Annotated in this window: 26 protein-coding genes and 1 pseudogene; 13 read left to right on the top strand and 14 right to left on the bottom strand. The window is 68.7% G+C overall.

Annotated features, from left to right (window positions below; genetic code table 11):
* The first annotated feature begins 176 nt into the window (after positions 1-176).
* On the top strand, positions 177-2000 hold the full coding sequence (locus PXH83_RS19450) for a phosphoenolpyruvate carboxykinase (GTP) (RefSeq protein WP_274561649.1): 1824 nt from the start codon (positions 177-179) through the stop codon (positions 1998-2000).
* A 270-nt stretch (positions 2001-2270) separates the two neighbouring features.
* Here the strand turns inward: PXH83_RS19450 and PXH83_RS19455 are convergent, their stop codons facing one another.
* The 3 genes and pseudogenes from PXH83_RS19455 to PXH83_RS32515 form a co-directional block, all read right to left on the bottom strand.
* Positions 2271-2660 (bottom strand): SCO4983 family protein, encoded by a 390-nt coding sequence (locus tag PXH83_RS19455; protein WP_214928463.1) that lies wholly within the window; start codon positions 2658-2660, stop codon positions 2271-2273.
* Between the two features lie 86 nt (positions 2661-2746).
* The gene (locus PXH83_RS19460; RefSeq protein WP_274561650.1) at positions 2747-3958 is read right to left on the bottom strand and encodes a pyridoxal phosphate-dependent aminotransferase; all 1212 of its coding nucleotides are present in this window, start codon (positions 3956-3958) and stop codon (positions 2747-2749) included.
* 82 nt (positions 3959-4040) lie between these two features.
* Positions 4041-4258: pseudogene (locus PXH83_RS32515) on the bottom strand (PhnA domain-containing protein).
* A 98-nt stretch (positions 4259-4356) separates the two neighbouring features.
* Here PXH83_RS32515 and PXH83_RS19470 point away from each other — a divergent pair.
* The 4 genes from PXH83_RS19470 to PXH83_RS19485 all read left to right on the top strand — a co-directional run bounded on the left by PXH83_RS19470 (position 4357) and on the right by PXH83_RS19485 (position 7316).
* Entirely contained in the window at positions 4357-4518 is a 162-nt protein-coding gene (locus PXH83_RS19470) for a hypothetical protein (protein ID WP_274561651.1), read from the top strand.
* A 97-nt stretch (positions 4519-4615) separates the two neighbouring features.
* Complete coding sequence (locus PXH83_RS19475; RefSeq protein WP_274561652.1) at positions 4616-4972, top strand: hypothetical protein; 357 nt, start codon at positions 4616-4618, stop codon at positions 4970-4972.
* Positions 4973-5099: 127 nt separating this feature from the next.
* Positions 5100-5936, top strand: coding sequence for a S1 family peptidase (locus PXH83_RS19480; RefSeq protein WP_274561653.1), 837 nt, complete (start codon positions 5100-5102; stop codon positions 5934-5936).
* Between the two features lie 225 nt (positions 5937-6161).
* A complete protein-coding gene (locus PXH83_RS19485) occupies positions 6162-7316 on the top strand; it encodes an esterase/lipase family protein (RefSeq protein WP_274561654.1) in 1155 nt (384 codons plus the stop codon).
* 78 nt (positions 7317-7394) lie between these two features.
* Here the strand turns inward: PXH83_RS19485 and PXH83_RS19490 are convergent, their stop codons facing one another.
* From PXH83_RS19490 to PXH83_RS19510, 5 genes are all read right to left on the bottom strand, one after another.
* Positions 7395-8906: a carboxylesterase/lipase family protein gene (locus tag PXH83_RS19490; protein WP_274561655.1), complete on the bottom strand. Its 1512-nt coding sequence runs from the start codon at positions 8904-8906 to the stop codon at positions 7395-7397.
* A gap of 128 nt (positions 8907-9034) precedes the next feature.
* Positions 9035-9694, bottom strand: coding sequence for an MSMEG_1061 family FMN-dependent PPOX-type flavoprotein (locus PXH83_RS19495; protein WP_274561656.1), 660 nt, complete (start codon positions 9692-9694; stop codon positions 9035-9037).
* 77 nt (positions 9695-9771) lie between these two features.
* A complete protein-coding gene (locus PXH83_RS19500; RefSeq protein WP_274561657.1) occupies positions 9772-10626 on the bottom strand; it encodes a hypothetical protein in 855 nt (284 codons plus the stop codon).
* A gap of 226 nt (positions 10627-10852) precedes the next feature.
* A complete protein-coding gene (locus PXH83_RS19505; RefSeq protein ID WP_274561658.1) occupies positions 10853-11332 on the bottom strand; it encodes an SAM-dependent methyltransferase in 480 nt (159 codons plus the stop codon).
* Positions 11333-11362: 30 nt separating this feature from the next.
* Positions 11363-12751: an NsdA family TPR-like regulatory protein gene (locus PXH83_RS19510; protein ID WP_274561659.1), complete on the bottom strand. Its 1389-nt coding sequence runs from the start codon at positions 12749-12751 to the stop codon at positions 11363-11365.
* A 358-nt stretch (positions 12752-13109) separates the two neighbouring features.
* Between PXH83_RS19510 and PXH83_RS19515 the strand changes: the two genes are divergently transcribed.
* The 4 genes from PXH83_RS19515 (at position 13110) to PXH83_RS19530 (ending at position 15802) form a co-directional block, all read left to right on the top strand.
* Positions 13110-13526: an ATP-binding protein gene (locus PXH83_RS19515; protein ID WP_338054721.1), complete on the top strand. Its 417-nt coding sequence runs from the start codon at positions 13110-13112 to the stop codon at positions 13524-13526.
* A 96-nt stretch (positions 13527-13622) separates the two neighbouring features.
* Positions 13623-14411 (top strand): phosphotransferase, encoded by a 789-nt coding sequence (locus PXH83_RS19520; protein WP_274561661.1) that lies wholly within the window; start codon positions 13623-13625, stop codon positions 14409-14411.
* A 128-nt stretch (positions 14412-14539) separates the two neighbouring features.
* Positions 14540-14998 (top strand): hypothetical protein, encoded by a 459-nt coding sequence (locus tag PXH83_RS19525; RefSeq protein WP_274561662.1) that lies wholly within the window; start codon positions 14540-14542, stop codon positions 14996-14998.
* Between the two features lie 36 nt (positions 14999-15034).
* Positions 15035-15802 (top strand): hypothetical protein, encoded by a 768-nt coding sequence (locus PXH83_RS19530; protein ID WP_274561663.1) that lies wholly within the window; start codon positions 15035-15037, stop codon positions 15800-15802.
* Between the two features lie 13 nt (positions 15803-15815).
* Here PXH83_RS19530 and PXH83_RS19535 read toward each other — a convergent pair whose 3' ends face one another.
* The 5 genes from PXH83_RS19535 to PXH83_RS19555 form a co-directional block, all read right to left on the bottom strand.
* Complete coding sequence (locus tag PXH83_RS19535) at positions 15816-16784, bottom strand: AraC family transcriptional regulator (protein ID WP_274561664.1); 969 nt, start codon at positions 16782-16784, stop codon at positions 15816-15818.
* Positions 16785-16819: 35 nt separating this feature from the next.
* Positions 16820-17746 (bottom strand): NADP-dependent oxidoreductase, encoded by a 927-nt coding sequence (locus tag PXH83_RS19540; protein ID WP_274561665.1) that lies wholly within the window; start codon positions 17744-17746, stop codon positions 16820-16822.
* A gap of 115 nt (positions 17747-17861) precedes the next feature.
* Positions 17862-18170 (bottom strand): hypothetical protein, encoded by a 309-nt coding sequence (locus PXH83_RS19545; protein ID WP_274561666.1) that lies wholly within the window; start codon positions 18168-18170, stop codon positions 17862-17864.
* 164 nt (positions 18171-18334) lie between these two features.
* Positions 18335-20017 carry an N-acyl-D-amino-acid deacylase family protein gene (locus PXH83_RS19550; protein ID WP_274561667.1) on the bottom strand — a complete coding sequence of 561 codons (1683 nt, stop codon included), beginning with the start codon at positions 20015-20017 and terminating at the stop codon, positions 18335-18337.
* Between the two features lie 320 nt (positions 20018-20337).
* Entirely contained in the window at positions 20338-21621 is a 1284-nt protein-coding gene (locus PXH83_RS19555) for an alanine racemase (RefSeq protein ID WP_274561668.1), read from the bottom strand.
* Positions 21622-21782: 161 nt separating this feature from the next.
* On the opposite strand from PXH83_RS19555, the gene PXH83_RS19560 reads away from it, so the two are divergent.
* From PXH83_RS19560 to PXH83_RS19575, 4 genes are all read left to right on the top strand, one after another.
* Positions 21783-22820: a sugar kinase gene (locus PXH83_RS19560; RefSeq protein WP_274562909.1), complete on the top strand. Its 1038-nt coding sequence runs from the start codon at positions 21783-21785 to the stop codon at positions 22818-22820.
* Positions 22817-23566, top strand: coding sequence for an IclR family transcriptional regulator (locus PXH83_RS19565; RefSeq protein WP_274561669.1), 750 nt, complete (start codon positions 22817-22819; stop codon positions 23564-23566). Before PXH83_RS19560 ends, PXH83_RS19565 begins: the two co-directional genes overlap by 4 nt.
* Positions 23563-23967: a RidA family protein gene (locus PXH83_RS19570; RefSeq protein ID WP_274561670.1), complete on the top strand. Its 405-nt coding sequence runs from the start codon at positions 23563-23565 to the stop codon at positions 23965-23967. Before PXH83_RS19565 ends, PXH83_RS19570 begins: the two co-directional genes overlap by 4 nt.
* Before the next feature lie 100 nt (positions 23968-24067).
* Complete coding sequence (locus PXH83_RS19575; RefSeq protein ID WP_274561671.1) at positions 24068-24577, top strand: hypothetical protein; 510 nt, start codon at positions 24068-24070, stop codon at positions 24575-24577.
* A 170-nt stretch (positions 24578-24747) separates the two neighbouring features.
* Here the strand turns inward: PXH83_RS19575 and PXH83_RS19580 are convergent, their stop codons facing one another.
* Positions 24748-26085, bottom strand: a complete 1338-nt coding sequence (locus PXH83_RS19580; protein WP_274561672.1) for a M14 family metallopeptidase — start codon at positions 26083-26085, stop codon at positions 24748-24750.
* Between the last annotated feature and the right edge of the window lie 58 nt (positions 26086-26143).

Consider the following 26143-nt stretch of genomic DNA (forward strand, 5'->3'; position numbering starts at 1 on the left):
CGTATTGAGTGGTGATGCTCACGTGAGAGGTCCTCTGGACATATGGGCGCGCGGCACGGATCATCAGATGAGTGCGGTCGGCACCGGATGAGCGCCAAAGAATCAACGCCGTAAAGCGTCCGGGTCGAGGCCCCCAAGGGGCATACATCTAAAAAACCCCTCATTTAGGAGCAACCGTGGCGCGCGACAACGCGGCTCCCACCACCCTTCCGACGAACCACCAGGAGCTGATCTCCTGGGTCGACGAGATCGCAGCCCTCACCGAGCCCGCCCAGGTCGTCTGGTGCGACGGCTCGGAGGCCGAGTACCAGCGCCTCGCCGAGGAGCTCGTGGCCAGGGGCACGTTCAAGAAGCTGGACCCGGTCAAGCGCCCGAACTCGTACTACGCCGCCTCCGACCCGAGCGACGTCGCCCGCGTCGAGGACCGCACCTTCATCTGCTCCGAGAAGGAAGAGGACGCGGGCCCGACGAACCACTGGAAGGCCCCCGCAGAGATGCGCGAGATCTTCTCGGGCGAGAAGGGTGTCTTCCGCGGCTCGATGCGCGGCCGCACGATGTACGTCGTCCCGTTCTGCATGGGCCCCGTCGGCTCGCCGCTCTCCGCCATCGGCGTCGAGATCACGGACTCCGCGTACGTCGCCGTCTCGATGCGCACCATGACCCGTATGGGCCAGGCCGTCCTCGACGAGCTCGGCACCGACGGCTTCTTCGTCAAGGCCGTCCACACCCTCGGCGCCCCGCTCGCCGAGGGCGAGGCCGACGTGCCGTGGCCGTGCAACTCCACGAAGTACATCTCGCACTTCCCCGAGGACCGCGAGATCTGGTCGTACGGCTCGGGCTACGGCGGCAACGCCCTGCTCGGCAAGAAGTGCTACGCCCTGCGCATCGCGTCCGTCATGGCGCGCGACGAGGGCTGGCTGGCCGAGCACATGCTGATCCTCAAGCTGACGCCGCCGAGGGGCGAGTCGAAGTACGTTGCCGCGGCCTTCCCGTCCGCCTGCGGCAAGACCAACCTCGCCATGCTGGAGCCCACGATCTCCGGCTGGACCGTCGAGACCATCGGTGACGACATCGCCTGGATGCGGTTCGGCGAGGACGGCCGGCTGTACGCGATCAACCCCGAGGCCGGCTTCTTCGGCGTCGCGCCCGGCACCGGCGAGCACACCAACGCCAACGCCATGAAGACCATGTGGGGCAACTCGGTCTTCACGAACGTCGCGCTCACCGACGACAACGACGTGTGGTGGGAGGGCATGACCGAGGAGGCGCCCGCGCACCTCACGGACTGGAAGGGCAACGACTGGACCCCCGAGTCCGGCACCCCCGCCGCCCACCCCAACGCCCGCTTCACCGTCCCGGCGGGCCAGTGCCCGATCATCGCGCCCGAGTGGGAGGACCCCAAGGGCGTACCGATCTCGGCGATCCTCTTCGGCGGCCGCCGCGCCACGGCCGTGCCGCTGGTGACTGAGTCCTTCAACTGGCAGCACGGTGTCTTCCTCGGCGCGAACGTCGCGTCCGAGAAGACCGCCGCCGCCGAGGGCAAGGTGGGCGAGCTGCGCCGCGACCCGTTCGCCATGCTGCCGTTCTGCGGCTACAACATGGGCGACTACATGGGCCACTGGGTCAAGGTCGGTGCGGACAAGGACCAGTCCAAGCTCCCGAAGATCTACTACGTCAACTGGTTCCGCAAGAACGACGCGGGCAAGTTCGTGTGGCCCGGCTTCGGCGAGAACAGCCGCGTGCTCAAGTGGATCGTGGAGCGCCTGGAGGGCAAGGCCGAGGGCGTCGAGACGCCGATCGGCATTCTGCCGGCGAAGGGCGCGCTGGACACGGAGGGCCTGGACCTGCCGGAGTCCGACCTGGACTTCCTGCTCTCCGTCGACAAGGAGGTCTGGCGCGAAGAGGCCGCGCTGATCCCCGAGCACCTCAACACCTTCGGTGACCACGCCCCGAAGGAGCTGTGGGACGAGTACCGCGCACTGGTCGAGCGCCTGGGCTGATCCCCGGCTCACCAAGAGCCCCGCGGCCGGGCCTTCCTGACATCCGCCCTGACCTGTGGGGTCACGGGCCCGCCGCGGCAGAGCCCCCCGAAGCCCCCTCACGGTTTCGGGGGGGCGCCTCTTTGCGCCTAAACCGTTGCCTCCCCCAGACTCCGTCCGGGGGTACCCCCACTCGCGGATGTGGCTGCTCGCCGTGTGGGGTTGCTCAATTGATGGTTGCGATTTGTGGCACCCGGTTCGTGGGCCTCTGCGGCCTACGAACCGGGGCCGTCAGTGGGCGCCGACCAGATCGAGGTCGGCGAGCGCAGCCGCGTGCGCATCCATGCGCTCGGCGGCGAGAATCGCGGCCGCGGTGTCCGCGCGCGACGCCGCCACGACGAGCGCGCGGCCCGCCAGCTCGTGTGCGCGGCGGTGGAGCGCGGCCGGGGCCGCGTGGGTGAGACCGGCGTGCCTGGCCGGCGGGGCTCCGCGCAGCCTGGCCACCTCGGTGGCAATGCGCTCGGCCGCGGCGTCGAGGCCGAGCTCGTCGGTGACGGCGAGGAGCGCCGCGAGATGCCCGGCGAGCTGGATGTCCAGCTCTTCCTCACGGCTGCGGTGCGGGAAGTCGGCCTGGTCGACGGCCATGCGGTGGACCGACTTGCTGCGGATCGGCTCGTACATGGGAAGGCCTCCTGCCAGGGTCAGGACACCAGCCTACATTAGATTCTGTCTAAAGTTGAGCCGAGTCGGGGCGAGTCTGTGATCGCCTACGGCTGCCCGTACCCGTCCAGGAAGCGCCCGATCCGAGTCACCGCATCCGCCAGATCCTTCGCCGCCGGCAGCGTCACGATCCGGAAGTGATCGGGCTCCGGCCAGTTGAAACCGCTGCCGTGCACGACCATGATCTTCTCCGCCCTCAGCAGGTCGAGGACCATCTCCCGGTCGTCCTTGATCTTGTAGACCTTCGGGTCGAGACGCGGGAAGAGGTACAGCGCACCCTTCGGCTTCACGCACGTGACGCCCGGAATCTGGGTCAGCAGCTCGTACGCCGTGTTCCGCTGCTCCAGGATCCGCCCGCCCGGCAGCACCAGGTCCTCGATCGACTGCCGCCCGCCGAGCGCCGTCGCCACCGCGTGCTGCGCCGGCATATTGGCGCACAGCCGCATATTGGCGAGGATCGTCAGCCCCTCGATGTACGAGGAGGCGTGCGCCTTCGGGCCGCAGACGGCCAGCCAGCCGGACCGGTATCCCGCGATGCGGTAATTCTTCGAAAGCCCGTTGAAGGTGAGCGTCAGCAGGTCGGGCGCGACGGCGGCGGTCGGCGTGTGCGTCGCGCCGTCGTACAGAATCCGGTCGTAGATCTCGTCGGAGCAGACGACCAGCTTGTGCCGCCGGGCGATCTCTGTCAGACCGCGCAGCATCTCGTCGTCGTACACCGCGCCCGTCGGATTGTTCGGGTTGATGATGACGAGGGCCTTGGTGCGGTCCGTGATCTTGCGCTCGATGTCGGCGAGGTCCGGCATCCAGTCGGCCTGCTCGTCGCACCGGTAGTGCACGGCGGTGCCGCCCGCCAGCGAGACCGACGCGGTCCACAGCGGATAGTCCGGCGCCGGTACGAGCACCTCGTCGCCGTCGTCGAGCAGCGCCTGCATCGACATCTGGATCAGCTCGGAGACGCCGTTGCCGAGGTAGATGTCCTCGACGTCCAGGTCGATGCCCTTGGTCTGGTAATGCTGCATGACCGCGCGCCGCGCCGCCAGGAGCCCCTTCGCGTCGCCGTACCCGTGCGCGCCCGCGAGATTGCGGAGGATGTCCTCCAGAATCTCGGGCGGGCACTCGAAGCCGAAGGCCGCCGGGTTGCCGGTGTTGAGCTTGAGGATGCGGTGACCCGCCGCTTCGAGCCGCATCGCCTCCTGGAGCACGGGGCCGCGGATTTCGTAACAGACGTTTGCGAGCTTCGTCGACTGGATCACCTGCATGACGGCAACCTTACGGGCGCGTAACGGGACGCGCTCCGTGTTTTTGGCCACGTGGGTGTCAGGCCGGGTGTCGGTCCTTGTCTCAAGCCTTCTCCAGAAATGCGGTCTTGAGGACGAGGCCCTTGACCTTCTTCGTGTTGCATTCGATCTCGTCGGGCTTACCGGTAAGGCGGATGTTTTTACCAACGTTCCGCGTTTCAGGGTCTCCGAAGTGCCTTTTACCTTCAAATCCTTGATCAGGTTTACGGAATCACCGCCCGTCAGAAGGGTGCCGTTGCTGTCTTTCGTCTCACTGCTCATGGCGTGAAAGGTTATTCATCGGCCCGAGCGGTGGTCGATATGCCCCATTATCGGCCCCAGCTACTCCCGGCGCCCCGAAGTCCTTACAATCCGCGCCCATGAGCCACCAGGACAACGCGGTCTTCGTCGACGCGTCGGGGCGCCGCAACCGCCTCATGAAATACGTGGCCGTGCTGATCGGCGTCGTCCGCACCGGTGGCACCCCCGGACGTGGCACCCCCGCCGCCCCCGACGCCCCCGGCAAGGGCCACGACAGGTGACCCGGCACGCCTGCGGGCGCCGGTACGCGCTGCTGGCGGCGGCGGTGACGGCAATGGTGGTGCTGTACAGCCGCTCGACGCGAGTCGACGCAACGCTGTGATCAGCGACGCGCAGTGGCGCCGGATCCGTGGTGAGTTGCGCTTCGGCCAGGTCTTCACCGGCACCGTCGTCAAAGTGCCCAAGCCCGGGGTGATCGGCATCTTCGTGGACATCGGGCTTGACGTGGGCGGCTTCGTCGATGTCGTTCACCTGCCGAGGACAAGGGCCGAGGAGCGGTGGCCCGTTGAAGGAACGGTCACTCGGTTCGAGGTGTGGTGGGCAGCGGACGAGCCGCAACAGATACGCCTGAGGCCGCTGGATCCCGCCTACCGGTGCGACGACTTCGCCGACTACGTGGAGCGTTGGCGACCAGGGTGGCCCGAGCAGATCGGGCAGATCGTCGAACCGCAATAGCCCGAATCGGCTGCGCTCCAGGGGTCTTGTCCGCCGCACCGAATCCCCCAACAATGCCCATGACAAACCGAGCGCAACTCCGGTTGCGCAACTTCGGTCACAGAGGCAACAAAGAGGGGACCCCCACATGAAGAAGCCTCTCGTCGGCGCGCTCTTCGCCCTCCTTCTCCTCGGAGCAGGGGCGGCGCCCGCAGCCGCGGAGACTCTCGTCAAGCCCCAACCGGCCGCCAAGGCGGTCGACTTCGCCGGAACGGTGGCGCTCAGCAACTGTTCCGGCTCTGTTGTGCGTACGCCCGATTCCCAGCCGGACGACCCCGCGCTCGTCCTGTCCAACGGCCACTGCCTGGAGACCGGCTTCCCCGGCCCGGGCGAGGTCATCGTCGACCAGCCCTCCTCCCGTACCTTCAGCCTGCTCAACTCCTCCGGCAGTAAGGTCGCGACGCTCCGCGCAAGCAAGATCGCGTACGCGACGATGACCGACACAGACGCCTCGCTGTACGAACTCACCACCACGTACGCCCAGATACAGAACAGCTACGGCATCAAGGCGCTGGAGCTGAACGCCGCCCGCCCGGCGCAGGGCACGGCCATCAAGGTCGTCTCCGGCTACTGGAAGCGGATCTACAGCTGCAGCATCGACGGCTTCGCGTACCGCCTCAAGGAAGGCGCGTGGACCTGGAAGGACTCGGTCCGCTACACCTCCGCCTGCAAGACCATCGGCGGCACCTCGGGCTCGCCCGTGATCGACACCGCCACGGGCAAGGTCGTCGCCGTGAACAACACGGGCAACGAGGACGGCGCCCGCTGCACGGACAACAACCCGTGCGAGGTCGACGAGAGCGGAAACGTCACCGTGCGCAAGGGCATCAATTACGCCCAGCAGACGTACGGCTTCGTGGCGTGCATCGGCACCGGGAACAAGATCGACCTGACCCGCCCCGGCTGCGTACTTCCCAAGCCGTAGGCGTGTGACGCGGCGCCGCCGGGGTACCGGCGGCGCCGTGACGGGCCGGTCCGGTATCGGCCAACTTCGAGGCATTGCTCCCGCACACACCCGGGTGAGGCCGTCGGCAGGTTAGGTTCGCCGCAGCGTGACGGTCACTCCATTCCATGTGCATGAGAAGGGTGTGTCATGAGCGAACTGCCTGTTCAGACTTGGGGTTTGTGGGATCGCGAAGGTGCTGCGACCGTGCCGGCCGCTCCCGCCCCCGACGCCGAATGGATCTTCCCGGCCGAGCGCACCAGACTGGGCGGCTTCGCGCGGGTGTACTACGCGAAGGACCGTACGCGGCTGGAGAAGCCGGTGATCATCTCGGACGGGTTCAACTCCGGCCGGTCCGACATGGACGAGTTCTGGGACGGACTGAACAACAAGAACTACCCGTTCGCGACCGAGCTCTCCCACCGCGGCTACGACCTGATCCTCCTCGGCTACGAAGAGCGCTCCGCGCCGCTCCTCGACAACGCCAAGGTCGCGCGGGCCTGCATCCTCAAGGCCATCGCCGAGCGCTCCGGCACCGCGACGCTGACGGTCGGCGGCTTCAGCATGGGCGGACTCATCACCCGCTACGCGCTCGCCAGAATGGAGTTCGACCGGGTCGACCACGAGACGTCGCTGTACTTCAGCTACGACACCCCGCACCGCGGCGCGTGGATCCCCGTCTCCCTCCAGGCGCTCGCCCACTTCATGACCGGCATCCCGAAGCTGAGCAGGCAGATCAACAGCCCCGCCTCGCGGGAACTGCTGTGGCGGCACATGTCGACCGTGGACGGCACGCCGGCCGAGGACCGGATGCGCCGTGAATTCCGCCTCGCGCTGCGCGAGGCGGGGGAGTGGCCGATGATGCCGCACAAGATCGCGGTGGCCAACGGCGACGGCCGTGGCCGCGGTAACGGCGTACCGCCCGGCGCGAAGGCGCTGGAGTGCACGGAGGGCTACTTCACGCCCACCACCCTGCGGAGCCAGACCCCCGACGACTCGGTCGTCGTCGCCTACCTCAAGGGCCTGCTCCAGGAGAAGGAGGTGGGCGGCGCAGGCCTCCCGGCGCTGGACGGGGCGGCCGGCGGCATGCTGGAGTCGTTCGGCATCGCCGCGCACAACCTGACGAAACCGCTGCTGGGCATGAAGGCGGTCGCGTACCACCCCTCGATCTGCTTCGTACCGACGATCAGCGCGGTCTCGATCCGGGACATCGGCCCGGAGACGCTGCAGGAGGCCGTCAGCGCGCTCTCGCAGGACGAGAGCGACCTCGACGAGTTCATGTGCTCGTCAACGAACACCATGCACTCGCAGATGACGCCGGAACTGGGCAGCTGGATCCTGGACCGGCTGCCGGAGAAGTAACCGGCAACCCCGACTGGACGCTGGCACATCGGGCGGCGGGAACAGGCATGTGGCCGCCGCCCGATGCCCCGACTGACGTCAAGGACGCATCACCGGGAACTCGGCAGGGCTCCACAGCGCACGTACGCCGACCCGCTCGTCGTACGCCAGACCGTCGTCGGTGTTCCAGATCTTGACGGGGGTGGTGGCGTCCTCGACCGGCGCCCAGCCCGGGTCGCCGGTGGCGGCGAAGTCGGCCCACGCCCGGACCATCGACCGTGACAGCCGGTGGTCCGCGGGGTTGGGCGGGCCGCCGATGAGGAATGCGAGGCGCTCGTCGTCGATGTTCCCGAAGGCGAAGGGAATGTCCGCGCAGTGCCAGGCGCGTACCGCCGCCGCCCCCTCTGTCCCCGTACGCCGACGGGCGAAGTGCGACATGAACGCGCGGCCACCAGCCTTGGCGTGTTGCTCGGCGAGCCGGCTGCTGTACTCGCCGAAGAGAAGGTCGCCGAAGACCGCGAGGTAGACGTTGAGCACCGGGGCGTCGGGCATGAGGTCGTGGTAGCCGGTGACCAGGCCGTCAGGCAGCCCGAAGTCCTTTGCGAACTGTGCGAGTTGCTCATCCGTCGTCACCTTGGCGCTGCTGCCGACGGCGTCGAGCAGCCAGTACTCCTCGGTGGTGTGGCACACCAGCAGATCCACGCCGACGGCGGCACCGGCGGCCACGCCCGCGAGCGGGTCATGAGGGAGGACATCGCCGTCGACCACCGGGGCGTAGATCACGGGGTCGTAGTGGCGGTTACCGGAACTGGGGTCCTTGCGGTACCTGTCGACCACCTGGTCCGAGGCGCGGACCAGCGCCTGCGGGGTCGCAGCAGCCAACCCCTCGGCGGTGGCGGGGCAGCCCGCCGCTGCGGCGACTTCGCGGGTGGTCGCGTCGGCGAGTCCGGGCGAGTAGCAGGGCCTGGCGACGCTGTGGGCGATGGCGCGGTGGAACAGACCGCGGGCGCGTTCCATCACCATCAGGCAGGCGACGGAAGCGGCCCCCGAGGACTGCCCGGCCACCGTGACGTTGCCGGGGTCGCCGCCGAAGGCAGCGATGTTGTCGCGGACCCAGCGCAGGGCGGCGACCTGGTCCAGCAGCCCCCGGTTGTCCGGGAAGGAGGTTCCACCGCCAGGTATACGGCCGAACCCCTCGAACCCCAGCCGGTAGTTGAGCGTGACGACGACGAGCCCGGCGCGGGCGAGCGCGGTGCCGTCGAAGTCGGGCTGGGCGGAGGATCCGAAGGTGTAGGCACCGCCGTGTATCCAGACGAGAACGGGCAGGCGCCGCCCATCGGCATCCGGCGTCCAGACATTGACGCTGAGGATGTCCTCGTGACTGGGCGACCAGGTCGGCGAGCCCGGCAGCTCGGCCGACTGCGGGGCGATCGGACCGTACCGGCCGCAGTCCCGGACACCGCTCCACGCCGCTGCGGGGCGTGGCTCGCGGAACCGATTGGCGCCGAACGGCGGGGCGGCGTAAGGAATTCCGAGGACGGCGACGACGCCCGGCACAGCGCGATGCCCGAGTACCCAACCCGCCTGCGTACAGAAGATGTCGTCGCTCACAACCGTCCCTCCGACCAGGGCCGCCCTGCTTGACCGGCCGCGAACATTCCACCGCGGGCCACCTGCCCGGGTCCAACACCAAGATCACGCCGATTGACGCACCTCGAATGTCAATCCCTTACTCGCCTCTACTCGTACCGGTACTTGAGGGAGTCCGCCTCCGACTGCAGGACGTCGTCGATGGTCAGACCGGGCATCCGCAACTGGCTGAGAGTCACCTCGGCCGAGCTGGGCTGCGCATCGGCGGGCAGCCACTCCTCGGGCTTCCACGCGGAACTGCGCAGCAGCGCCTTGGGGCAGTGCGGGTACACCTCTTCGATGCCCACCACCAGCGCGCTGACCGGCGGCTTGCCCACGGCGGTCAGCTGAGAGAGCAGCTCCGGCCGGGCGGACACACAGGCGCGACCATTGACGCGCAGGGTGCTGGTGCGGCCGGGTATGACGAACAGCAGCCCGACCCGGCCGGTCTCCAGCACGTTCTGCCAGGTGTCCAGCCGCTTGTTGCCGGTGGCGTCCGGTATCGCCAGCGTCCGCTCATCAAGCACGGACACAAACCCGGCGGGCCCGCCGCGCGGAGTGTTGTCGCAGTTCCCCTCGGCATCGGCGCTGGAGATGAACACCAGCGAGGCGCACGCGATGAGCTGCCGCGTCTTGTCGGTGAGGCGGTCCATCTGCTTGCGTACGGCGGCTTCACCGGGCAATTGGTACAGCTCGCGCAGTTCGGCGGCGTCGCGCACGGCATCGGCGCGCAGGTCCTCGAACAGGCTGCTGAGGTGGCTGTTTGACATGAACGCAAACCTAGAACATGTACGCGTCCGGCAACTGACGCCCGCCCGGACGGTCGGCCCTGGGCGAGGGGCGACGGTCAAAGACACGCCCTGAGCGCCGCCACTCTCCGACGTACATCCTCCGCATGGCCGCCGGACTCGCAGCCGGACTCGCCCCCTCCGCCGTCTCCCCGGCACCTCTTGCACAGCCCGTCCGGCAACAGCTCAGGCAGCCCGGGTGCGCCGCACTCCGCGCACTCCACCAGGACCTGCCGCCGCGAAGGCCCCGGCACAGCGGGCCGTACGGGCATACTCGGCGGCATCTTGTCCCGCAGTCGGCGTCGGACGAAGGCCCCGGGAGAGTGAACCTGATCCGGCAGCCCGGCGCAGAGCGACCGCAGCAGCTGGTCCGGGGTGATTCCCCGCGCAAGCCACTGCGCGGCGAGCTCTTCGAGCGCGAGGCACTCCGCGGCGGACAGCGTCAGCCGCACATCGCAGCCGCCCAATTGGGCAAGCGCGCCGTACGCATCGGAACGCACGGCCGGCGCCGCCGCCTCCTCCGGCGGTACGTCGCCGCTGAGGAACCGCAGCCACCAGTCGCGGTCGCGCGCGGTGCGGCTGAAGTAGGTGTGGAACACCCACTGGGTCAGCCCTTCGCCGAGCGGCACGCGCAGCCGCCGCAGGTGCCCGGCGCGGGTGAGAGCAACGAGCGCGGAAGCAACCGCCTGCTGTCCGTACCGGGGCAGGTGCTTGGCCAGCGTTTTCACGTCCATCGCGGCGCCCTCGGGCAACCGGTCCAGGTAGGCGGCGATGGCCGCCTCTCGGGCGGGCAGATGATCGAACTCACCCTTGCGTCGCACCGCTTGCCCGGGGACGTTGCGTTTGCCGTACCCCGGCTTGGCCAGGGGGTGTGCGGACGCGGGCAGGGCAGCGTTAAAGTCTTCAGAAGCCACGAGATCGCTCCACGGATCTTGTAGGTCAGACCCCGGTCAGGTGCGCTAACACCTGGTCGGGGTTGTTTGTTGTCGCGAACGCTAAGCGCTCGCAACACCCCGTGGCAAGCCGATCACGAAAAGTCACCTTCGGTGCCACGGGGGCCAATTGGGAGGGTGGGTGGGTTGAGCCGACCACCCATTCCGTTAAGAAGGCGCTCGGATCCCGAGCCCCGAATCCCGGATCTCACCGGGGCGGCGGCGCCCAGTAATCCCCCAGCATCTCGCCGGGCCACGCGGGCTGCCGCTGATCACCGCGCGGTCCGAACTCGGCGAAGTACGGGGCGAGGTCGTAGACCGGGGTCCCGTCGATGGCGTCCAGGTCGGTCACGTGCAGATCCAGTCCGTCGGCCTTGAGCAGCCGGGGGAAGCTCACGGCCAGCTGATTCGGCCGGCGGTGGTTGCGGTGTACGAAGGTGCCGGTCGCCGGCCAGGCCGGGTTGTTGCGCGGGCTGCGGGCGTGAAGGGCGACGTCGTCGGGCGAGGCCTTGTGGAAATGCCAGGTCACCACCAGATGCGAGAACTCCTCGATCCCCTGCACCGACTCGACCGGGAAGCCGGGGTTGAGACGGATGATCGACGTGGTCCCGCCCCAGTGGTCGTCGGTGGGTTCAACGCGCCCTCCGACCACCGTGCCAATGGGCTTGATCTCCAGCGACTGAGTCACGCGCCCTCCTCATTCTTCGACGTTGCGCGGTTAATCTACTTGGCTGAGATAGCCGGTCGCGCGGGCGCTCAGCCGGGCCGCAGCGGGCACTCCTCGGTTCCGGTACGGGGAAAGCAGTCGGCGGATATCGATGACCGCTTGCCGGGCGCGACCCGAATAGACGCCGTCCTCCATCGCATCAAGCGCTCGGCTCCATGTCGCGCATGCCTCCTCAACCCTTCCCCCGGCCACCTGAACCGCCCCGAGATAGCCAAGCGTCACCAAGTGGGTCCGGCGGAAGGTGGTGGCCTTGCGGGTCCGTACGCTGCGATTGAACTCACGGACAGCGCCTTCGCGGTCTCCGCATTCCCGCAAAGTGCAGGCCGTCTCGTGAGCCAGCGAAGCCTCCGCGAAGAAGAACGTGCGGTTTGGTTCCTGTATCCCCGGCCCCGCTGACGACAGATCGTCCTCGGCGTTCAGCAGGGCCTTCGCAGCAGCCCGTTTCTTGCCAATGGCGGCGAGGCTTCGGGCGTACACGACGCCCAGCAGCGCTCTCTCCCGGGGCGTGGCTGCTGCGTAGCGCTGCCCTTCCATGGAGGCAGACGCGAGGTCCAGGCCCTGCTGATGGAAGCCGAGATCGATGGCTTGGTGAGCCATCGCGCGCAGGATGTGACCGCTCAATGGCGGGTCGTCGGCCTGCGCCGCGAGCTTTACCGCCAGGGTGAAGTACTTCTGGGCCAACGCGTGGTCACCATTGTCGAACGCCATCCAGCCCGACAGGTAGGAAAGTTCACCCGCTGCCGAATACATCTCCCGTCGTACGTGCTCGCTCGCGAAATGGCCGTGCAGGAAGCTGGTGACATCCGTACGCAGATATTCGACGAGAGCTCGCCGACCGTGGCCCCCGCCGCGCTGCTGATCGACCCGCGAAAAGGCTGCCGTCATGTCCTGGACGATTGCCACGTCTCCGCGCCCTACCCGTCGTGAGTCGACAGGGCTGAGGGGCTGGCTGGAGGCCATCTCCACCCACCAGTCTTCTCGCGGCAGCGCCAGTGCAGTGATCGAGTACACCGCGCCTGTCAGAAGGCTTCGCCGGTCCGCGTTCAAATCGGATCTCCCGAGGTCGGGCAGCACGATCAATGGGTCGATATGCCAGTCCAGTGCGCTCTGAGTGGGAGGGGTGGGATCTGAGAACCCGAGTTCCTCCGGGGTGATTGGACGCTTCAGGCGGCGGGACAGTGCCTGGCACAAGACTATGGGTGCCTGACCCGAAGGCATGGTCCCGCCCACCCACATGGTGATGTGCCCGCGTCCAATATGGGTGAAGTCGTCCAACTTGCTCTCTTGGGCAACGCGAATGAATGCAGCCGCTGCCTGGGCCCGTGACCAGCCCGCTTCCGCCAGCAGTGCTGCGAGATGCTCATTTCGTGTACGCGCCATGATGCGCCCTCGTATGTCCGATGGCCTGTTGCCACCTTGCCGAATCTCAGGGCTTGAGCCTGTCAGGCTGCTGCCCGCGCAGAACGACGAAAGTAGCCGCAATACCCCTGCAAGGGTGGGCAATTGGCTAGACCGTACCCATGCGTGTGGAGGCGTAGCGGGGAAACGAGCCTTTACCACTTTGACCAGCCTGAGGTCTCTCATGGGATACCCAGTCGGGCTGCACCACGGTTGCCTGTTTGTGTCCGCCCAACCTCTCGGACGCAGGAAGGAAGCCGAGCACATGAGACGCCCCCACAAGGGAGTGACAACAGTCGAGCCGAGATCACGCCCACTTGTCGAGTCGGCTACGCAAGGGATGGCCATAGGGCTGAAGCGCGAGGTGTCCGAAGTCGCGAGAGTCAGAGACGAGTTGTCGCGTTGCTTGGTGGCTTGGCGCATCCCCAGAGCCATCGACGACACGCTTCTGGTCGCGAACGAACTTGTCGCCAACGCTCTGGTGCATACCGCCGGAGACGACATCGGGCTGACCGCGACATACGGCGATGGACTGCTCCTCGTCGAGGTGCGGGATGCCAGTGATGAGCCGCCCAGTCCCGTCGCAGATGCGGGACTGGACGTATGCGGACGGGGGCTGGCGATGGTTCATGCGCTCAGCTCCGACTGGGGTTGGACGCGTCGCGCTGAGGGCGGCAAGAGCACCTGGGCGCTGCTGGCGGTGCGCCGTGCCGAGTCGCCGAAGCGCCGAGTAGAGACGAGGGAAGGGTGTCCCTGATGCAACACACACTGAGTGAGTGCGACCACGAGTGGGTGCAGTGGAGCGGGCAGCAGCGTTGTCGTAAGTGCGGCGCGACTCAGGGGTAGGGGACATATGGGACCGCATGTCGAGTGGGAAGAACTTCCTGACGACGTTCGGCAGGCCGTTGAGCTGCGGACGGGCCGTGTGGTCGCGGCAGAGGTGGTCGAGGAAGGGCTCAACTGCTCGACCGCGCTCGTTCTGGACACTGAACGGGCCGGGGCCGTCTTCCTCAAGGGTGTACTTCTGACGGACAGCGCGGGGGTCGGCGCGCTGACGGTCGAAGCCCGGGTCAACACCGCTGTCGCGGGTGTCGGCCCCCGCCTTCTATGGGCGGGAATCCAGGCGGGTGGCTGGTACTGCCTCGTCTTCGACTACGTCGACGGCTGCCATGCGGACCTGAGCCCCGGATCGCCCGATCTGGATTCCGTGGCGCTTCTGTTGCGCAGGATGCAGCTGCTCAGGGCTCCGGCGTTGCCCTTTCCGCAGCTCGCAGCCAGATTCCGGGCGTACTTGTGTCCGGGGGAGGCTGGTCTGTTGCGTGGGGACCATCTGCTTCATACGGATGCCAACCCGCACAACATCCTGATCAGCGACGACGGCTCGGCCTCCCTGGTGGACTGGGCCATGCCCGCTCTCGGGCCCGCCTGGGTGGATGCGGCGTACACCGCCGTACGACTCATGGAGAGCGGGATCGCTCCCGTGCGTGCCAGGGCCTGGCTGTACGGCTTCGAAAGCTGGAAACAGGCGGATGTGAAGTCCGTACGGACATTCATCGGTGTGACGTGCAGGCACTGGGACGCCGTGGTCGGGCCGGACAAGGCGCGGCCGAGCAATCAGCGCTTTCTTCAACTCATCGAGTGAGGGCCTGCCGTGGGCTGCGCGTTCGGTCGTCTGTTCCCAATTTTCCCTGCGCGGAGGTCTCTTGATCTTGTACGTTGATCGCACAAACCACTGACCATGGTTGTTTTGTCTTCAGGGGGAAATGAGTCATGCGCAAATTCATCGTTGCCGCCGCGGCATCGTCCGCACTTGTCCTTGCCTTCGGGGCGGCGGCTCCTGCGGGCGCTGCCGAGCAGGCGGCTCCGCCCGAGCCGGGGGTGTTCGTCACCAATGGCGACCACGTTCACATCTCCAGCACGGCGCCCGCCACCGCGTCCGCGCACGGATGGTGGAAGAAGATCAGCGGGCCCGGCACCAAGGCGAAGGTGACCATCGAGCTGCAGGCGCTGGACTACCGGGACAACAAGTGGAAGACGGTCGCGACCGGCTCCAAGACCGTGAAGTCCGGCGGTGGCAGCGTCAACCGGGCCAATGCCCGCAAGACGTGTACGAACCGGGTCATGCAGGTAAAGTGGCGCAGCCGTATCGACGTCGACCTCATTGGTGTCGCCGACTCGCCGGAGAAGGCCATCACGGCGACCAAGACACTCTGGTGCGGGGCCTTCTAGGAGACTGCATTGTTGGGACCGGGCTCGGAATCGACCATGATCCTCGGTGTTCACGGAGTCCTCGGCCTGAAGCCCTGGATTCGTCGGGCGTACGAGGACGAGGGGCTCGAAGAGGACACCTTCAGCCTCGTGGTCAAGCGGACCATGGCCTACGGGTGGAGTTCGTTCCACGCCGGAGGCCCGGAAACCGGGCGCTGGGGCCACAACGACGCAGGCGGCGACTGGAGCCAGGACGGACGCGTTCGGCAGCTGGCCTGGCTCCAGGTCGACGTCCCGGGCGATCCGCGTGGGCAGCGTCTGCCGGTCCTTCCGGCTGCCACGGTTCTCGGTGACGTACTCCATCGCGTGGGCCAGTTCCAGCTCACGGGACTGCACACGCTGGCACCGATGGACCTGGCTGTCGACAGCCGCGCGGACCTTGCCAACGCGGCTGACTGGTTTTCCCTGGCGGAACAGGGCGGGGAGTCCGGTGAGTTCACCCTGTCCGTCCTCGGTACGGAGGGAGCGGACCTGCCCGGGCGCATGGCCGGCATTCTCGCCTCAGCCCTGGACCGTACGTACGGATGCATGACCATCGAGGCTTCACCGGCCGACGACGGCACCGCACGGGCCGGGCTGTCCCTGCCGCTGGCCGGGGAGTTGCAGACGGAAGGCCTGCGGCACGGTCCGGCCTTCCGGTGCGGTGTGCGGGAGTGGTCGCTGGACGTCGCCGCCTGGGCGACCGAGGTGTTCATCGATGCGGTGAGGGAGACGGGACCTACGGGGCCGGTGCTCCTCACGGTGTCCAGGCCTGCGGCCGCCTGAGCGTCAGCCTCTGTCAGGCAGCAGCCCGCGCCTCCCGGCGGTATACGCCGGGAGCCGTGCCGTATTCGCGTTTGAAGGCTTTCGCGAAGGCGAACTCGGAGCCGTATCCCGTGCGGGAGGCGACGGTCGTCAGCGGTGCGTCGGATTCGCGCAGCAGTCTGGCGGCCGTTGTCATGCGCCAGCGGGTCAGATACGCCATGGGCGGTTCGCCGACGAGGGTCGTGAATCGTCGGGCGAAAGCCGCGCGGGAGAGGCCTCCCCGGTCGGCCAGCGCCTCGACGGTCCACGTCGCCGATGGGGCCTCGTGGATGGCCGCCAGGGCCGGGGCGACCGCCGAGTCGCCGAGCGCGGCGGCCCAGCCGGCGGCGGCTGCCGGTGGCTGGGCCTCCAGCCAGGCCCGCAGGATGTAGAGCAGGAGCGAGTCGATGAGGGTCGGCACAATGCCGTCCGATCCGATCCGCGGGTTCTCCAGCTCCGCGCCGAGCAACTGGACCGCCGCGCTCAGCTCGGGATGGCGTCCGTTCCGCGTCGGCAGGTGGATCACCTCGGGCAGCTGGCGGACCAGGGGGTGCGGACGCCCCTGGTCCAGGTGGTAGTTGCCGCACAGCAGGCTCGTACGGGCGCCGTCGCCGCCCATCGAGACGGTGGCGATCGGCGAACCCGGACGGAAATGCTCCGGCCTCTCCTCCTCGGCGGGTGTGGCGGGATCGTCGGCGAGGATGTGGCCGCGGCCGTCGCGCAGGAAGATCACGTCGCCGGGGCTCAGCGCGATCGGCTTCAGCGGCTCCAGTGGCTCCAGTCGTCGCGCCGGTGCTTCCTCGTCCTCCAGCGGGATCAGCCAGCACGAGCCGTGCAGCACCACATGGAAACCCGCCCCCGCGACGGACGGCAGCCGCAACCCCCACGGCGCGCGGCCTTCCGTACGGACGGACGTCGGACGCCCGGTGCGCATCGACGCCAGAGCTTCGGTCAGGATGTCCAACGTCCTCCCCCTCCTCATGGCCGCCCGAGACTGCCTCAGACGACGGTCAGTACGATCTTGCCCTGCGCACGCCCAGATCCGACCACCTCATGCGCCTTGCCGGCCTCGGCCAGCGGGAACGTCTCGCCGACGTACGGGCGGATCCGCCCCGCGTCGACGAGCTCGGCGATCGCCTCCAACGACGCGTAGTCCGGCTCCACCGAGATCCCCGCGAAGCGGTACCCGGCCGCCTCGACCTTGGCGGCGAGCTCCCGGTCCCCGTGCTCCATGATGCTGACGAGCATGCCGCCGGGCTTCAGCACGTTCAGGGAACGCTCGCCCTGGGAGTTGGAGTCGAAGACCACGTCGACGTTCGTCACCGCCTCGGTGAAGTCGGTGGTCCGGTAGTCGATAACCTCGTCGGCTCCGAGACCCCGTACGAAGTCGTGCTTGGCAGCACTCGCCAGCGCGATCACATGAGCACCGCGCGCCTTCGCTATCTGCACCGCGAGGTGACCGACGCCGCCCGCCGCCCGGTGGATCAGCACCCGGTCGCCGGCGGACACGTTCGCCGCGTTCACCAGGCCCTGCCAGGCAGTGAGCGCGGCGAGGGGGAGCGCGGCGGCGTGCACATGGTCGAGGGATGCGGGCTTACGGGCCAGCTGGCGCGACGGTGCTGCGACGTAGTCGGCGTAACCGGTCGCGGCCCGGGGGAAGAACGGCATCCCGTACACCTCGTCGCCCACCTTGAACCGGGCCCCGGGGCCGGCTTCCTCGACTACGCCGGAGATGTCCCAGCCGACGCCGAAGACCGGCTCGCCGAGGAGGGGGAAGGCGCCGGACCTGACGGCCACGTCGACCGGGTTCACGGCGCTCGCGTGGACCCGTACGAGGACCTCTGCGGCGAGCGGCTCGGGTCGCTCGGTCTCGACGATTTCGAGTACTTCGGGACCGCCGAAGGACTTCTGGACAACAGCGCGCATGGGGAGTCTCCCTGGGACGTTCGGGTTGATGTCCTCAACCGTAGGGAGATCCAACGAGCCGCAGAATGGCCTGCCGTCTCGGAAACATGTCCCAGCGTCTTGCGCCAGGGCTGGGTCAGGCGCCGTTCGTCTGGGGGTAGTTCGTCGCGATGTACGACCAGCGCGCCATCCCCAGCACGACGAACACCGCCGGCGGCGCCAGCCACCAGCCGCTCAGGGCGCGGCGCATCACCGGGAGGGCTGCGATCAGCAGGGTCGTGACGCCGATGAGGATCACGCAGAAGGAGCCGACCTCCATCGCCGTCAGGCTGCTCTCGTCCCATGCGCCCTGCGGCGGATGCAGCGCCCAGAACGCGATGTAGGCGTTCAGCGCGTTCGCGAGGACCATCGCCGCTACCGCGGTCCCCCGGAGGAGGCCATTCAATTCAGGCGCCCCATGTCTCCCCCGTGGGCTGTGCCGTGCCGTGCCGTGCCGTGTCATGCAGTGCAGTGCCGTGCCGTTTGGTCTCGTGCAATACAGATTTTGATGCCTGGTTAACGTACAACATCCGTAAGGGGGTTACGGGGCTCGGCCTGTTACGCCGCCGCTTACGCCACCCCCTTGGTGCGGCGGATCGCGCGGCCCGCCAGGACGTCCGTACGGCGGCCGTCCTCGACCACGAACTTGCCGTCGATCAGGACGTACGGGATGCCGACCGGCAGCGTGCGCGGCGACTCGAAGGTGGAGCCCGCCGCGACCGTGGCCGGGTCGAAGAGAACCAGGTCGGCCCGGTAGCCCTCACGGATCAGGCCCCGGTCGGGGAGGCGCAGGCGTGCCGCCGGGCGGGAGGTGAGGTGGGCGACCGTCTCTTCGAGGGAGAGGATGTTCAGGTCGCGGGCGTAGTGGCCCAGGTAGTGGGGGAAGGTGCCGTACGCGCGCGGGTGCGGCTTGCAGCCCTGGAGGATGCCGTCGCTGCCGCCCGTGTGCACGCGGTGGCGCATGATCTGCCGCACGTTCTCCTCGTGGCCTACGTGCTGGAGGATCGTCGAGCCGAGGCTGTCGTCGATGAGCAGGCGGCGGGCCGTGGCCCAGGGGGCTTCGCCGCGCAGGGCGGCGGACTCCGCGATGGTTGTGCCGACGCAGCTCGCCAGGCTGGGGTCGCTGACGCCCGAGATCTCGATGGTGTCCCACTCGATGGGTACGCCGTGGCAGCCGTCCGCGCCGATCTCCTCCATGTGGTGGCGGATTCTCTCGGCGGTCGCGTCGTCCCGGAGGCGGGCGAGGATCGCCTCGGGGCCGCCCTCGCTCGCCCAGCTCGGCAGCATCGCGACGAGCGTCGTGCAGCCGGGCGTGTAGGGGTACGTGTCGAGGCTGATGTCCGCGCCGTCGACGAGGGCCTTGTCGAGCAGGGCCAGGAGGTCCGGGGCCTTGCCCTTGTTCACGCCGAAGTTCATGGTGGCGTGGGCGAGGTGGAGGGAGCAGCCGGCGTTCCGGCTGAGGGTCACCATCTCCTCGTACGCCGCGAGGGCGCCGACGCCGTAGGAGCGGTGGTGGGGGCAGTAGTAGCCGCCGTACCGCGCCACCACCCGGCACAGCTCCGTGAGTTCGGCGTCGTCGGCGTACATGCCGGGGGTGTAGGTCAGGCCGGACGACATGCCGACGGCGCCCTGCTCCATGCCCTCGGCGACGAGCTGTTTCATGCGGGTCAGCTCGGCGGGGGTCGCGGGGCGGTCGTCCCAGCCCGCCGCGTACATACGGACGGTGCCCTGCGGGACGAGGTACGCGGCGTTGACGGCGATGCCCCGGTCCAGGCGGTCCAGGTACTCGCCGACCGTCCGCCAGTCGAAGTCGATGTCCGAACCTCCCCCACTCTCGGCTTCGGTCGAGCGGGAGGGGCCCCCTCCGTTCCAGCCGGTGATCGCGCGGCGGACCTCGGTGAGCGTGCGGTCGTCGACGGGTGCGTAGGAGAGACCGTCCTGGCCCAGGACTTCGAGGGTCACGCCCTGCGCGGCCTTGGCGCTGTGGTCCGGGTCGCGGAGGAGGGCGAGGTCGCTGTGGGCGTGCATGTCGATGAAGCCGGGGGAGAGGGCCAGGCCGGTCGCTTGCAGCGTGCGGGGGGCGGTGAGGCGGGGGCCGCCGCCCTCGCGCTGTATTTCGGCGATGCGGCCGTCGCTGATGCCGATGTCTGCGCGGTAGGAGGGGGTGCCGGTGCCGTCGATGACGCGGGCGTCGCGGATTACCAGGTCCATTGGTGTTGCCTCTCGCTTCTGGGGCCCCAGTCCCCCTTGCATACGGGGGCTGCGCCGCCCCGGGCTCTGTGGTGGGGGGGCGTGTCCGGCGAAGCTTTTTGTTTCCCCACCCCGCCCCTTCCCGAACTGGGGCTCCGCCCCAGACCCCGCGTCCTCAATCGCCGGACGGGCTGAAATGAGGGCATCCGGGGGTCTGGGGGCCTGCCCCCAGTTTCGGGAAGGGGCGGGTAGGGGAATGCGCCGCAGGCAACCCGCACCGCACCCGCTCTGCAACCGCACCGCACCCGCTCTGCAACCGCACCGCGCCCGCTCTGCAACCGCACCGCACCCGCACCGCGCCCGAACCGCCCGCCACCCCCCGCCTAAAAGAACGTCCGGACGTAATCCGTGACCGTTCCGTCCGCCTCCACCAGCGGAATCAGCTGCCACTTGTCGAACGACGTGCACGGGTGCGAGAGACCCATGCCCACCCAGTCACCCACCTCCAGCTCCGCACCCGGCCCCGTCCGCACCCACCCGTGCTGGTCCGACAGCCCGGTGATCGTGATGCCGGTCGCCGGGCGGATCTCGCCGGTGCGTGCGTCCCGTACGACCTGCGCCTCCGGCAGGTCCAAGTCGTACGCCGCGTCCCGCTTCCCCGCGTTGACGAACGCCTGCTCCGGCGTCGGACGCGAGACGACCTGCGCCCAGAGGCGGAACGCGGGCTGGAGGGTGCCGTCGTCCGGGATGCGGTTGAAGGGGGTGATGCGGCGGTAGTGGCCGTCGTCGTGCGAGACGTACGCGCCCGAGCGCAGCAACTTCAGTACCGGAAGTGAGAGTTCGGGGACGGTCGCGAAGACGTCCGCCACCGCGTCGAACCACGCACTCCCGCCCGCGCTGATCACAATCTCGTCGAGCCCGGCCGGGAAGCGGCCCGCCTTGTCGAACTCCACCGCGATCCCGACGAGTTGCCGCATCCACGCCCGGACCTTGTCGGCGTCCGCCTGCGGCACCTCGCCCTCGTACCCGGCGACCCCCACCAGCCGCAGCGTCGCCGTGGCCGCCACCGCGTCCGCGACCGCCGCGCAGTCGGCAGCCGTACGGGCGCCGGTACGGGCCCCCTCGCCCGCGCCGAGTTCGACCACGACGTCCACGGGTCGCGAGGCGGAGGCTGCCCGCAGCGCTTCGTCCATCAGCTCGACGCCGCGCACCGAGTCGACGTAACAGACGAAGCGGAAATCGGGATCGGCGTCCAGTTCCCCGGCCAGCCAGCGCAGCGCCACCGCGTCGACGACTTCGTTCGCGAGGAAGATCCGCTGGATGCCGTACGCACGGTAGACCCGCATCTGGTGCGGAACGGCGGCGGTGATTCCCCACGCGCCGCGCGCGAGCTGGCTCTCGAAGAGCTGCGGCGACATGGACGTCTTGCCGTGCGGGGCGAACGCGAGGCCGTGCTGCTCGGCGTACATCTCCAGGAGCGCGAGGTTGTGCTCGACGGACTCGGCGGAAAGGGCGAGCACGGGGGTGGTGAACCCGCCCGTGAAGAGGTTGCGCCGCTCGGCCGCCAGCTCGCCGACCGTCAGCCCTTCCGCGTCCGGCGGGAGCGCCTTGAAGCGGTGGTCGACGCGCTCGTCGGCGAGTTGTACGACCGGGTTGCCTACGGCCATGAGGGAGCCTCCTCGGTAAGTGTCGTTGCGGTATCTGCAACGACCATTGCGCGTTTCGCTTGGCGCTGTCTAACATCCGAGCCCAAGCAGGGTCAATGGTGAGGAGTTTGATTGTGGTGGACGAGGTTGACGTGGTGGACGTTGACGTCGTCGACGCGGACATGGACGTGGACGCGGACATGGACGCGGTCTGCCTCGGCGAGTCCATGGTGACCTTCCTGCCGTCCCGTCCCGGCCGCCTCGCCGACGTACCCTCCTTCGAGCGCGGCATCGGCGGCGCCGAGTCGAACGTCGCCTGCGCCCTCGCCGCCGCCGGCCACCGCGCCCGGTGGGTCAGCCGGGTCGGCGCCGACGGTTTCGGCGACCACCTCGTGGAGACCGTCGCCGCGTACGGAGTCGACACCTCCGCCGTCCAGCGCGACCCGCACCGCCCCACCGGCATCTACTTCCGTACGGCCACTGACCGCGACGCCGACGGCTTCGAGGTCGTCTACTACCGCACCGGTTCCGCGGCCTCCGCGATGTCCCCGCACAACATGCCGCTCGACCAGCTCACCTCGGGCCGCGTACTCCACCTCTCGGGCATTACGGCCGCCCTCTCCGTCGACTGCCTCTCTCTCGTACGCAGCCTGGTCGCCACCCGCCGCTCCGGCCGCCCCCTCATCTCGTTCGACGTCAACTACCGCGCGAACCTCTGGCCCGAGAACGCCGACGCCCACCTCCTCCTCGACCTCGCCCGCGCCGCCGACCTCGTCTTCGTCGGCGAGGACGAAGCGCAGACCGCCTGGGGCCTGCGCGGCTCCGCCGAGATCCGCGCAGCCCTGCCCGAGCCGGACGTCCTGGTCGTCAAGCAGGGCGCGACCGGCGCCACGGTCTACGGCGGGAACAGCGGTACCGATGATCACGCCCCCACCACCGTCCCCGGCCTCCGCGTGGACGTCGTCGCCCCCGTCGGCGCCGGCGACGCCTTCGCCGCCGGGTTCCTCTCCGCGACCCTGCGCGGCCTGCCCGTACGCGACCGGATCCGGCACGGGCACCTCATGGCCGCCGCCACCCTCACCGTCCCCGGCGACCTCAGTACGCCCCCTGCCCGCGCACACGCCGACCGTCTCGCCGCCCTCGACGAGACCGCCTGGGGGACACTTCGTCTCGGCCCCGGCTGGACGGGCGCCGCCGACCAGGAGGTACGTACGCCATGAGCCAGACCGTCGATCGCGCGCTGAGCATCCTGCCGCTGCTCGCGCAGGGGCCCGCAGACCTCGGCCAGGTGGCCGAGCGGCTGGGCGTGCACAAGTCGACCGCCCTCCGGCTGCTCCGCACGCTGCACGAGCACGGGCTCGTCTACCGGCAGCAGGACCAGCGCTACCGCCTCGGCGCCCGCCTCTTCGCGCTCGCGCAGGAGGCCGTCGAGAACCTCGACGTACGCGAGATCGCGCACCCCCACCTCGCCGCGCTCAACGAGCAGTGCGGGCACACCGTTCACCTCGCCGTGTACGAGGACGCCGAGGTCCTCTACATCGACAAGGTCGAGAGCCGCTACCCCGTCCGGATGTACTCGCGCATCGGCAAGCCCGTCGCGATCACCGTCGCCGCGGTCGCCAAACTGCTCCTCGCCGACCTCCCCGAAGCCGAGCGCCGCACCATCGCCGAAAAGCTCGACTACCCCACCTACACGTCCCGTTCGACCCCGAACGCCGGCGCCTTCCTCAAGGAACTGGCCGTCGTGGGCGAACAGGGCTGGGCCACCGACCTCGGCGGCCACGAGGAGTCCATCAACTGCGTCGCGGCCCCCATCCGCGGTGCGGACGGCCGGGTCGTCGCCGCCATGTCGGTGTCCGCACCGAATGTCGTCGTCACCGCCGAGGAACTCCTCACCCTCCTCCCGCTGGTACGCCGCACCGCCGACGCGATCAGCCGTGACTACTCAGGCAAGGACCACGCATGACCGAGAAGATCGCGCTCACCCCCGCCACCCACACCGCCCCGCCGGCGAAGTTCTCGCACGGCGTCAAGAAGGGCAACATCCTCCAGGTCGCCGGCCAGGTCGGCTTCCTGCCCGCCGTCGAGGGCCGGCCGCCGACGCCCGCCGGTGTGACGCTGCGTGAGCAGACCCTCCAGACCTTTGCCAACGTCAAGGCGATCCTGGAGGAGGGCGGCGCGACCTGGGACGACGTGATGATGATGCGCGTCTACCTCACCGACGTCGACCACTTCGCCGAGATGAACGCCCTGTACAACGAGTACTTCGCGGACTTGAAGGAGGTGCCGGCCGCGCGTACGACCGTATACGTCGGACTGCCCAAGGGGCTCCTGATCGAGATCGATTCCCTCGCCGTGCTTGGGTGAATGTGCGGAGACCGAACGCGTGACTTTTCCTGACGAGCTCTCCGCTATGTACGAAGGTGCCCCGGGATCCGTGGAACCCGGGGCACTCATACTTGGACGCATGGACGAACAGACCGGATATCAGGTTGGCGCGGCACTGGGCCCGGGCTCGTATCCGCCGCCTCCGCAAGGCTTCGGCCCGCCGCCCCCGGCCTACGCCCCCGCGCCGCAGGCGCAGCAGCCGTACGCCCCTTCGCCGTACGCGGCCCCTTCGCCGTACGCGCCGCAGATGCCTGGCGCACCGGCGCCTGCCCCAGCCCCTGCCCCTGCCCCAGCCCCTGCCCCCGGCCCGGAATTCCTCGCGGCGGACCGCAGGAACGCGGTCGTTGTGGACGCCGAAGGCGTTTCCTTCGAATGGAACGGCGCCACCGCCGACTTCCCCTGGCGAGACATTCAGACCGTTCACTTCAAGCAGGGTCCGCAGGGCCTGGTCCTCATGGTGGCCGTCGTGCTTCCCGACGGCCGGTTCTACGAGGGCGCGGTGCTGGCCCGGAACCAGGCCAAGCTCCACGAGTGGTTCGCGGAGCTCGCCCCGGTACTCGGCTTCTATCTGGCGGGTCGCGGAGGCTAGGGGGTGTCCGGTCGATCTCCGTGGGAGAAGGAGCGGGGCTTGGCACGCACATCTGCGGCGTTGTCGTCGGTCGGCGACGCTCCGCGTCGCCTCCCTCCTCCGCCTTGCAGCTGCACGCACCAAGCCCCGCTCCTTCTCCCACGGAGATCGACCGGACACCCCCTAGTTGCTCAGCTTCCGCTGCAGTACTGCTGCTCCTTGCCGATCGACCGGTACATGCAGTCCCCGTTCTCGATCAACTGGAGCACAGCGTCACGGTTGCGGCTGGTCTCGCGCTCGATCACCTCGTCGGGCGGGTAGAAGCCGCCACCGCCGAAGCCGCTCGGGAACATCTCGAAGGTGTAGCCGAAGATCTTCTGGTTGCCCCACAGCCAGTCGTCGATCGACCCGTCCGTGATGTAGAGGTCGCTGGACTGCTCGGGCTTGTAGCCGTTGCTCGCGGCCATCTTCTGGCCGACTGCGGCGAAGGCGTTGCGGTCGTCCTGCGTCATGCCGGGCGCGGTGTCGGCATTGGTGTAGCCGAACGGCCAGAGCACCAGCTCGCTGTACGTGTGGAAGTCGATGCCCGCTTTGATCTGCTGCTTTCCGCCGACCACCCGGGAGCGGACGAAGTCGGCGACGACCTTGACCTCGGGGGCGGACTCGGCGGCCCGGCCGCGGTAGGTCTCGGAGCTGAACGAGCCCGAAGAGCCGCCGCAGCAGCCCCACTTGTAGTTCCAGTTGCGGTTCATGTCCGTACCGACGTACGACGAACCGGAGTTGGGCTGCCGGTTTTTGCGCCAGCTGCGGTACGACCCTGAGGCGATGTCGTACTCGCCGCCGTCCGGGTTGAGGTCCGGCACGATCCAGATCTCGCGGCCGTTGACGGCGTTGGTGATGCGGGAGTCGGAGCCGTAGCCCGCGCCCAGTTCGCGCAGCAGGTACAGCGCCATCTCGACGGTGAGGTGCTCGCGCGCGTGCTGGTGGTGGGTGAAGAGGATCTCGGGCTCGTTCTCGTCGCTCGCCACGTTGTCGCTGATCTTGATGGCGACGATGTCCCGGCCCTGGTACGACTTGCCGATGACGCGCTTGCTCATGATGTTCGGGTACTGCTGGAGACGCTGGTTGATCTCCGTGTTCATCTCGGCGTAGTTGTGATAGCGCGAGTCGGCGGGCGGGAAGTCGAACGGCTCGACGGCCAGCCCATTGGTCCGCGCGGGCGGCCCCGGCAGCGCCTTCGGCGCGTATCCGAGCGCCTTCAGCCGCTTGAGCTGCGCGGCGTTGGCGCTGACGACGACCGAGTGGTCGTCGGCCTCGTCGACCGAGACGCCGGTGGCGGCGACGGCGGTCCGGTCGGCGGCGGTGGCCGGGCCGTGGATCTCGTACTGCCTGGTCACTTCCTCTGCGGTGGCGGCCGGGGCGGGTTCCGCCCCTGCCGTGGTCGCGCTCGCGGTGAGTGGCGCGGCCACGGCGAGTGCCACGAGGGCGGCCAGGGTCGCCGGCCCTCTTCCGCGTATGCGAAGTCGCATGCTGTCTCCTGGGTGGGGAGTGTGGGGGGTGTGCTCAGTGCGACGCATGTCGTGCGGG

Source organism: Streptomyces spiramyceticus (assembly GCF_028807635.1).
Taxonomy (GTDB): domain Bacteria; phylum Actinomycetota; class Actinomycetes; order Streptomycetales; family Streptomycetaceae; genus Streptomyces; species Streptomyces spiramyceticus.